The 8,497-nt window shown below is 60.1% G+C and carries 10 protein-coding genes and 1 pseudogene; 3 read left to right on the top strand and 8 right to left on the bottom strand.

Annotation, left to right across the window (positions count from 1 at the left end; all coding sequences use genetic code 11):
* The 3 genes from VIW95_RS07525 to VIW95_RS07515 form a co-directional block, all read right to left on the bottom strand.
* The coding region (locus VIW95_RS07525) for an electron transfer flavoprotein subunit alpha/FixB family protein (protein ID WP_331584975.1) at nucleotides 1–929 on the bottom strand (929 nt) is incomplete at its 3' end.
* Nucleotides 930–967: 38 nt separating this feature from the next.
* Nucleotides 968–1,714 (bottom strand): electron transfer flavoprotein subunit beta/FixA family protein, encoded by a 747-nt coding sequence (locus VIW95_RS07520; protein WP_331584973.1) that lies wholly within the window; start codon nucleotides 1,712–1,714, stop codon nucleotides 968–970.
* Between the two features lie 403 nt (nucleotides 1,715–2,117).
* The gene (locus VIW95_RS07515) at nucleotides 2,118–2,900 is read right to left on the bottom strand and encodes an IclR family transcriptional regulator (RefSeq protein ID WP_331584971.1); all 783 of its coding nucleotides are present in this window, start codon (nucleotides 2,898–2,900) and stop codon (nucleotides 2,118–2,120) included.
* A 211-nt stretch (nucleotides 2,901–3,111) separates the two neighbouring features.
* Between VIW95_RS07515 and VIW95_RS07510 the strand changes: the two genes are divergently transcribed.
* The 3 genes from VIW95_RS07510 to VIW95_RS07500 are packed head-to-tail and all read left to right on the top strand — an operon-like array spanning nucleotide 3,112 to nucleotide 5,281.
* Nucleotides 3,112–3,753 (top strand): class I SAM-dependent methyltransferase, encoded by a 642-nt coding sequence (locus VIW95_RS07510; RefSeq protein WP_331584969.1) that lies wholly within the window; start codon nucleotides 3,112–3,114, stop codon nucleotides 3,751–3,753.
* A complete protein-coding gene (locus VIW95_RS07505; RefSeq protein WP_331584967.1) occupies nucleotides 3,750–4,142 on the top strand; it encodes a VOC family protein in 393 nt (130 codons plus the stop codon). Before VIW95_RS07510 ends, VIW95_RS07505 begins: the two co-directional genes overlap by 4 nt.
* Before the next feature lie 20 nt (nucleotides 4,143–4,162).
* Nucleotides 4,163–5,281, top strand: coding sequence for an aldo/keto reductase (locus VIW95_RS07500; RefSeq protein ID WP_331584965.1), 1,119 nt, complete (start codon nucleotides 4,163–4,165; stop codon nucleotides 5,279–5,281).
* Between the two features lie 56 nt (nucleotides 5,282–5,337).
* Here VIW95_RS07500 and VIW95_RS07495 read toward each other — a convergent pair whose 3' ends face one another.
* From VIW95_RS07495 to VIW95_RS07475, 5 genes and pseudogenes are all read right to left on the bottom strand, one after another.
* Complete coding sequence (locus tag VIW95_RS07495; protein WP_331584963.1) at nucleotides 5,338–6,753, bottom strand: carbohydrate porin; 1,416 nt, start codon at nucleotides 6,751–6,753, stop codon at nucleotides 5,338–5,340.
* A 99-nt stretch (nucleotides 6,754–6,852) separates the two neighbouring features.
* On the bottom strand, nucleotides 6,853–7,428 hold the full coding sequence (locus VIW95_RS07490) for a DUF2231 domain-containing protein (protein ID WP_331584960.1): 576 nt from the start codon (nucleotides 7,426–7,428) through the stop codon (nucleotides 6,853–6,855).
* A 10-nt stretch (nucleotides 7,429–7,438) separates the two neighbouring features.
* Nucleotides 7,439–7,819: a cupredoxin domain-containing protein gene (locus VIW95_RS07485; RefSeq protein WP_331584958.1), complete on the bottom strand. Its 381-nt coding sequence runs from the start codon at nucleotides 7,817–7,819 to the stop codon at nucleotides 7,439–7,441.
* A gap of 27 nt (nucleotides 7,820–7,846) precedes the next feature.
* Nucleotides 7,847–8,209, bottom strand: a complete 363-nt coding sequence (locus tag VIW95_RS07480) for a hypothetical protein (RefSeq protein WP_331584956.1) — start codon at nucleotides 8,207–8,209, stop codon at nucleotides 7,847–7,849.
* Nucleotides 8,210–8,213: 4 nt separating this feature from the next.
* Nucleotides 8,214–8,497, bottom strand: a pseudogene (locus VIW95_RS07475) (hypothetical protein); the annotation flags it as partial.

Here is an 8,497-nt window from a genome sequence, read left to right as displayed (position 1 = left end):
GCTTTGAACAGGTCGGCGACCAGGCCGTAGTCGGCGACCGCGAAAATCGGCGCCTCTTCATCCTTGTTGATTGCGACGATCACCTTCGAGTCCTTCATCCCCGCCAGATGCTGAATCGCGCCTGAAATTCCGACTGCGATGTAGAGTTCGGGCGCGACGACCTTGCCGGTCTGCCCGACTTGCAAGTCGTTGGGCACGAAGCCCGCATCTACCGCCGCGCGCGACGCGCCCATCGCGGCGCCCATTTCGTCAACCAGCGGTTCGAGCACGGTCTTGAAGTTTTCGCCCGATTTGAGGCCGCGTCCGCCCGAAACGATTATCCGCGCCTCGGTTAGCTGCGGGCGATCGCTCTTGGTCGCGTTGAACGAAACGAATTCCATCTTGAGTGCGCCCGCGTCGATCTCGGCATCCTGCTTCTCGACCGGCGCGACGGCGTCACCCGGCTTGGCGGCGTCGAACGCGGTGCCACGCACCGTCAATACTTTGATCGGCCCGTCGAGCTCGACTGTCGCCATCACGTTGCCGGCGTAAGTTGGGCGCACGAAGGTATGGTCGTCGCTGATCGAGGTGATTTCCGACGCCATCGGAGCGCCGAGGCGCGCGGCCAGCCGCGGAAACAAATCTTTGCCCATTGCCGTCGCCGTCGCGAGCACAAATTCTGCGTTTTCTTTTTTCGCCAGCGCAGCTAGCGCCTGCGCGTGCGCGTCGGCCAGATAGTTCTTGAGCGCGGGATGCGCCAGCGCGATCACTTTGGCGACGCCGTACTTGGCGATCTCGCCGGCCGCCGCCTCGGGCGCATCGCCCGGGACGACCGCGATTGCTTTGCCGCCGCGCTTTTTCGCCAGGTCGAGGCCCGCGTGAACGGCGGTCAGCGTAGTCTTGGGGAAATGTCCCCCCTGATGCTCCGCGAAAATCAGAACGTCACCCATTTCAATTCACTCCGGAGTCGTGATCGTAAAAATCGTAATCAAATAACTTTGGCTTCAGTGTGAAGAACCGCGACCAGCTCCTGCACCGACGCGACCTTGCGCCCGGCCTGGCGCTTGGGCGGTGCGGCCATCGTCTTGATCTTGAGCTTCGGCGCGAGATCGACGCCGAGGCTGTCCGCCGCAATCTCTTTCAGCTCTTTCTTGCGCGCCTTCATGATTCCCGGCAGCGACGCGTAGCGCGGCTCGTTCAAGCGAAGGTCGGTGGTGATGACGGCGGGCAGCTTGAACGCGATGGTCTCGAGGCCGCCGTCAACTTCGCGGACGACGGAGGTTTTTTCGGGCGTGATCTCAACTTTCGATGCGAACGTCGCCTGCGGCCATCCGAGCATCTCAGCGAGCATCTGGCCGACCTGGTTGGCGTCGTCGTCGATCGCCTGCTTGCCCAATATGATGAGGTCGGGCTTCTCGTCGCTGGCGATTTTCGCGAGGATTCGCGCGAGCGCAAGTGAATCGAGCGCGGTGTCGGTCTTGACCAGGATCGCGCGGTCGGCGCCCATCGCGAGGCCCGTGCGCAATTGCTCCTGCCAGGTGGACTGCCCGACCGTGACGAGGATGACCTCGCCGGTCTGTTTCTCCTTGATGCGGAGCGCCTCTTCTATCGCGATTTCGCAAAACGGGTTGATGACCCATTTGACGTTGTCGGTGGCGATACCGGTGCCGTCGGGCAGCACACGGATAGTGGTCGCGGGATCGGGAACTCGCTTGATTGGAACTAGAATCTTCAAAGCCTTATAACTCCACGCATTCGTTCATGCATCGATTGATCTGGAACAGACGAAGTTGCCCAGGGAATAGAGCCGACAAACGCAAATTTTCTAACAGCGGACCGTCAGCCAGTCAAACCATACTAATGAGAGCGCCGCCGCGCAAAGGTGACACAAAGCATCGGAACGATGCTCGAGCTTCACACGTCGCGGTTGATCCGTGGTTGGGGATGCGTCGGCTGGCGTCGCGAAAGATCCGGGGTCTCTCGGCTTCGCTTGGGATGACACAAGACGCAGGCGACAGAAAAAAGAACCTGGGAGCGAAATGGCGTCCTCGCCATTTTGCGACTAGTGCTGGGTGCAGGGGTCACCTCTGCCCAAGGAGGTGCGGAACCCACGGTGGGTTCCGCATACAATCGTGAATCTATTCGTTGTATCCCAGGCGGTGGGAGAGTTCGCGGCCGGCGTCGAGGAGGCTTGGGGCGATTTCGGCGGTGATTCGTTCGGGGCCAATGCGATAGGTTGGGCCTGCGACTGCGACTGAGCCTACGACTGAGCGCGTGTAGTCGCGGATCGGCACTGCGACTGAGGATACTTCTTCGATGAACTCGCCGGAGTCCACTGCGTAGCCGTCGCGCGCTACTGCTTCGAGCTGCGCCAGCAGCATTGCGCGATCGACTATCGTGCGATCGGTGAAGCGCTTCAGCGATTCCGGCAGCGCGGACTTGAGCTGCTCTTCGGCGTCGAAGGCGAGATGCGCCTTGCCGGCCGCAGTACAATGCAGCGGGAGCGTGATTCCGATGGGCGGCGTGATGCGGACGGCGCGATCTTCGGCCTCGGCGGCTTCGAGCGGGACGACGCCGTCGCGCCGGACGATCGCGACGTAGGCGCTCTCGCGGCATTTTTTGGCGACGTCGGCGAGGATCGGGCGCGCTTGCCTCACGAGGCCCATATGATGGATGTAACGGCGACCGAGGTGGAGGCACTTGATGCCGAGGCGATAATTTTCGGTGGCTTTGTTTTGTTCGATGTAACCGCGCGCTTCGAGCGTCGCGAGCAGCCGGAAGACGTTGTTCTTATGCAGCTTGAGCCGTTTGGAAAGTTCCGTCACTCCGAGTTCATCGACTTCGCCGAAAAACTGTTCGAGCACATCGAGCGCGTGAGAAACGGACTGGATAACGTAGTTGGTTTTGTCGCGTCGGACCATTTTCTTTTTTTCAGTATCTACGCGGCTACTCGATCTACGCGGCTACTCGAAGGACGAGAGCTGCAGCGCAGTATGTAAAAGTGTTTTACTTTAAACGAGGCGCTCGAACGGTGTCAACGATGCTCCGAAAATTCTCGCCAAGTTTTGCTAAATAGCTGATATTTAACGATAAATATCATGTATTCACAGGCTGCCCAAACAGGATTTCAGCATGGCTAGACAACTTCCCGCCGATTTCTTCAGACGAGTCGATGACGACGATGATGAGGTATTTTACTCGGTCCCACGACTCGTCACGCACATCGACGACGGTGCGATCGCTAAGGTCGGCGAGATCTACGCGCAACTGCTTCCTCAGGGCGGCACAGTCCTCGATCTGATGAGCAGTTGGCGGTCGCATCTGCCGGCGCATATCCGGCCGTCGCGAGTGGTCGGACTCGGGATGAATCGCGCGGAGATGGAAAATAATCCGGCGCTGACGGAGATTGTCATTCACAATCTCAATCGTGCGCCGAAGTTGCCGTTTGCCGACGCGGAGTTCGACGGCGTGGTGGTGACAGTCTCGGTGCAGTACATGACGCGGCCGCTGGAGACCTTCGCGGAAGTCGGGCGCGTGCTTAAGCCGGGCGCGCCGTTCGTCGCGACGTTTTCGAATTGGATGTTCCCGACCAAGGCGGTCGCGATTTGGCAGAGTCTGGACGACTACGACCACGGCAAGCTGGTCGGCAGCTACTTTATGGAGAGCGGCGCGTTTGAGAATATAGATTTCATCGATCGAAGCGCGCCGACCGCGCCGCCGTCGGATCCGATTTGGGCGGTGGTTGGCTACAAGACGCGCGAGGCAAAGAGTTGATCAAAAATCGCGGCATGCGTCATCTGGCGCTCAAGGTTTCCGATGTCGAGCGCGCCAAGGATTTTTACGTTCGCGTGTTCGGCATGAAGCTGGTCTGGCAACCCGACGCGGACAACGCGTACCTGAGCTCGGGATGTGACAACGTCGCGCTCCATCGCGGTGATCACGGTGGCGACGCGCAACGTCTTGACCATCTCGGGTTTATCGTGCCGACGATCGCCGACGTCGAGGCAGGATACGCGTGGGCGCGAGGCAACGGCGTCGAGATAGTGCACGAGCTTAAGCATCATCGCGACGGCTCGGTGTCATTCTACATTCGCGATCCCGACGGCAATGTAATCCAGGCGCTCTACGAACCGACGATCAGCCCGCAATCTTTTTCGTCGTAAGTATTGATGGGAGACACAGCATGATGCTCGAGGGGCGTGCGACCGCCGACGCTACGGCAAGATACGCGAGCCGGTTCCCAACGCTGCCGGGAAATTTCCGGCCGGCGCTCGGAGTGTCGATTTCATCGATCGGAATCGGTACCTACCTGGGCGAACCCGACGACGAGACCGATCGCGCGTACGAAGAAGCGATCAAGGCGAGTCTGCGCGGCGGGATCAACCTGATCGACACCGCGGTGAACTACCGCTTCCAAAGGAGCGAACGGAATATCGGCAAAGCGATTGGCGAACTGGTCGCAGCGGGCGAGATCGAACGGGAGCAGGTGATCGTCGCGACCAAGGGCGGTTACATCACGTTTGACGGCGAAGTGCCGCCGAATCCGCGCGCGTGGTTCGAAGAGCATTACGTGAAGACGGGAATCGTCGCGCCGAGCGACCTGGTCGACGGCTCGCACTGCATGACGCCGAAGTACATCGGCACGATGCTCGAATTGTCGCGCAAGAATCTCAATCTCGAGACGATCGACATCTACTATATTCACAATCCGGAGACGCAGCTCGAAGCGATCGAGCGGAAAGAGTTCCTCGCGCGCATCAGGACGATATTCGAGTTCCTGGAAACCGCGGTGGAGGCCGGAAAGATCGGCGTGTACGGGACCGCGACGTGGAACGGTTTTCGCGCGGCGCAAACCGAGCGAGGATGGCTGTCGCTCGATGAGTTGATGAAAACCGCGCGCGAAGTCGCCGGCGACGCGCATCATTTTCGCGCGATCCAGTTGCCGTACAATCTCGCGATGCCGGAGGCGGTCACGCGCTCGAACCAATTCGCGCACACCGGCAAGGCAACACCGCTCGCCGCCGCGAAGGCGTTCGGACTCGCGGTTTGCGCGAGCGCGTCGCTGCTGCAGGGGCAGCTATCGCGCGGGCTGCCGCCGATAGTCGCCAATGCGTTCGGCGGCTTCGCGACCGATGCGCAAAGATCAGTTCAGTTCGTGCGCTCGACGCCGGCGGTGGACGTGGCGCTGGTCGGGATGAAGTCGGTCGATCATGTTCGCGACACCCTCGAGACGGCGCGCAGGCGGCCGGCAACGGTCGAGGAGCTGATGCGATTGTTCCAGCAGGGCGAGGAGCCAACTTAATCGTAGTGAATCCCGCCCGGGTTTCATGCTTCCCTGGCCGGGGTAACCTTGCACCTTCAGAGTTCGACGTGCAGGCGCATTCCGGGGACGACGACCGGGCCGCGCGCGCGGTTGTAGCCGGGGTTGTCGATGTACTGGAGATCGATCGCACCGAAGAAGCCGGCGTGCACCGTGATTGGGAAGTTGTAGTAGCACTCCATGATTTTTTCGGGGCCGTAGCTGAGCGCGCCGTCCCCCAGGAGAAAGCCCAGGCCGCCCTCGGCGAGATACTGGCGATGCCGTTGTGAGATTCCGTTGCCGACGAACGCGACGCCGAACTTGTCTTCGGGCCGATTCCATAGCGCGCCGCGCAGATCGCCGCCGAACGCCACCGTATCGTTCACTTCCGTGTAGTTAAACGATTCGTGCTCGCCTTCATTCCAGCCCGCGCGAACGAACCCTCTCAGACAGTCGGTGAATTCCTGCTCGGCGTTGAAGCCGAATCCATACTTCAGTGTGGTCTGCATGCGGTGATTGTCGATCTCCGGCGTCGGAGTCTTCCCCTGCTCGAAGAGATCGATCGCTTGGTGGTAGTCGCCCATGTTGGCGAAATTGGTGAACGCGAGCAGGCGCACGGCGGTCACCCGCTTTTTGATCAATTCCGGACGAAACTCCAATTCGTAGTTTTCCGAATGGGCGTCCTGCAGGTTCTTTTGAAGATTCAGTCCATTCGGACGCTTGGAGATGAGCGCCTCAGCGAAGCGAAAACCCCACGCGCGATCTTCGTAGTCGATCACCGCGCCCCACGTGTAGCCGCGAGTGTCCGCGGCGTAGTCGTAGGCGCCGTTGTTGACGACCGTCCAGTTCATGAACTGCGTGTGACTGTCGTTCGCGACGCTGTTCAGGTCGAAGAAATCGACCATGTCGAATACGCCGACGTGAATATCGACGCGGCGGACCGGCAACGTCGTGAGGATCGAGAGCGGCGTACGCTCGACGCTGATCGTGTCGTCGCTCAGCGCGATCACTTTGCGATACCAGAGCCTCGCCAGGTAGGGTGTCGCGCCAAGGTTCGGACTTCGAACCGCGTCCAGGTTGGTGAAGCCGGCCAGCCCGAGAGTCTGGCTCAGGCCGCTGCCGCCTGCACTTTCGAAATCCGCGACCGCTTCAATCGACGGCGACAACTCGAGACCTGAGTAGAGCGTGGTGACCTCGGAAGCAGCCTGTTCGGAGGCATGCTCGAAGCTGTTGGGGCCGCTGTAGTCGGCGTGAAAGCGCGGATGCCACTGGAAGATGAAATTGCCTTGTGCCGAGAGCCACCATGGCAGCGTCTCAGAATGCGCGAAGACGGTGTCATTGCCGGCGTCGTAGTCGATCTGCGCGAGGGCAGGGAACGTGGCAAGAATCGCGCAGAGCAGACCGGCGGCGGCCGTTGAAAATATCCTGACCAACGAGGGCACGCCGATCAGTCTTAGCGGATCGGTTCGATCCAAGCGATTCGCCCTGCGAATTTATTTCTAAAGGAGCTAGTTCGGCGATGCGCCGAAGAGGCCGTCGAGGGCGGAACTCATTCATCAGGTCAGAACGTCGCGCTATTCCCGACGCGAAACATCGGCGGCGATCGCCCCGCGGGATGAAGATGAAACTGTTGCTCGCGGTGCTCCGACGCCGTGTTCGTAAACGAGTTGTCCACCGGTCTTGCCCTGATATAGGAGCGCTCCCGCCGCGACTATCGCCACAGCCAGGAAGACGATTCGTGTGCGTGCAAGACGACTCGACAACTCGAGCATCACCCGCCATGCCGCGAGAATCAGAAACGCGTACATCAGGTATTGCCCTAATACCGCGTGGGACAAGTAGTCGTGCGGGCCGTTCGAGGATGCGAGAATCTGCTGAGCGGCCGGTGACATTGTGTCCCAGAGCCGATCCGCCTCAGCGTCGCCCGTGAGATATGACATGACGCTGGCGGCCGCTCCTCCGATCATCAGCAGGAGTGAGGTGCTTCGAAGTTTGTAGCCCCAAGCTGATAAGAAGCCACCGCGGCCCCGAGAGAGCAGGATCGCCGCGGCGGAGAGGATTTCCGCGGCGATCCCGAAGGTCAGCAGTGCGATGGTGAAGTGATCGACGATTGGATGCAGATGATACGTGCTGACCAATTGCGCAAACATGACGTCACTCTTACTCGACGACGGTCACTTTCATCTTCATGTTGCCGTGGCCGGTGCCGCAGTAGTGGTCGCAGATCACGGTGAAGTCGCCGGCGGTGTCGGGATTGACGGCGACATCGGTAGTCTTGCCGTCAGCAATGTCGGTATCGATTTTGAGCGGCTTCGACATGAAGCCGTGCACGCGATCGGCGCTGGTCAGCCGCAGGATCACGGGCTCGCCCTTCTTGATTGTGATCTCGCTGGGCGAGAACTCGAACTTCTTCGCGGTGATCTCGATCACCTTCGGATTATCGTTCGCGCGGGCGAGATTGGTTTTCGTTGCGACGGCGGCAAGCGCGATTCCGCAGGTAGCCGCGAACAGCATCGTATTAACTAGTTTGTTTTTGAACATTGTCTTCCTTTGTCCTTTGGCTAGCGGCTAATAGGCCGTGCAGTCGCTCGCAGTTCTGCAAGGAGCTCCCGTTGTCTGCTGCTGATCCAGCCGTCCCAGATCCTGGCTCGCACCGGCTCCTGGTACGCGCGGTGTTACCGCTGGGACGATCAGCGCTCCGTTCGGCAATACTGTGATTCCGTTCATCGTAACCGCGCCGGCCATGCCCGAGGCTCCGGTGCGCATCCCGGCAGATCCAAACCGTCCGGAACCGCTCCCGCCGACATGTGCACCGGCGGCGCCACCCATCATTCCGAACGCGAACGCCTGTTGCGCGCAGAGCGCAATCGCTCCGGCTGCCCCCAAAAAGGCCGCAGTCACGATCTTGTTTCTGAACATTTTCGTTTTCATTTCCCTATTCGTCCTTTGCGTCGTTGCTTCCATGTTTGATCATCTGATCCATTCCGACCGTGCCTGAGAACTCTGCGGTCGCGAGCTCGACTTCCTCGATCTGCAAGTCGTTGCCATTGGCGTTGCCGTTGACGCGCCGAATTCCCAGGTTCTTGAACGGCTGAGCCTTGTCGAAGGGCGCCGGTTTTTTCGCGGGCGTCGTCGCGGGATCCGGGAAGGCGAAGATCAGCGAACGGGCTGCGTACATTTTCGTGGTGCCAGCCTGGTGGAAATTCTCGCGATGAATAT

The sequence above is a fragment of the Binatus sp. (SeqCode) genome (assembly GCF_036522015.1).
Classification (GTDB): Bacteria; Desulfobacterota; Binatia; order Binatales; family Binataceae; genus Binatus.
The sequence above is the reverse complement of the archived record's forward strand: the minus strand, read 5'-3'. Positions and strand labels throughout refer to the sequence as shown.

Bases quoted from the DNA above. Each gene is read 5' to 3' on its own strand.
- VIW95_RS07515 (WP_331584971.1), bottom strand. From the start codon at position 2,900: ATGGTCCGACGCGACAAAACCAACTACGTTATCCAGTCCGTTTCTCAC.
- VIW95_RS07480 (WP_331584956.1), bottom strand. From the start codon at position 8,209: ATGAAAACGAAAATGTTCAGAAACAAGATCGTGACTGCGGCCTTTTTG.
- VIW95_RS07500 (WP_331584965.1), top strand. From the start codon at position 4,163: ATGATGCTCGAGGGGCGTGCGACCGCCGACGCTACGGCAAGATACGCG.
- VIW95_RS07485 (WP_331584958.1), bottom strand. From the start codon at position 7,819: ATGTTCAAAAACAAACTAGTTAATACGATGCTGTTCGCGGCTACCTGC.
- VIW95_RS07510 (WP_331584969.1), top strand. From the start codon at position 3,112: ATGGCTAGACAACTTCCCGCCGATTTCTTCAGACGAGTCGATGACGAC.
- VIW95_RS07490 (WP_331584960.1), bottom strand. From the start codon at position 7,428: ATGTTTGCGCAATTGGTCAGCACGTATCATCTGCATCCAATCGTCGAT.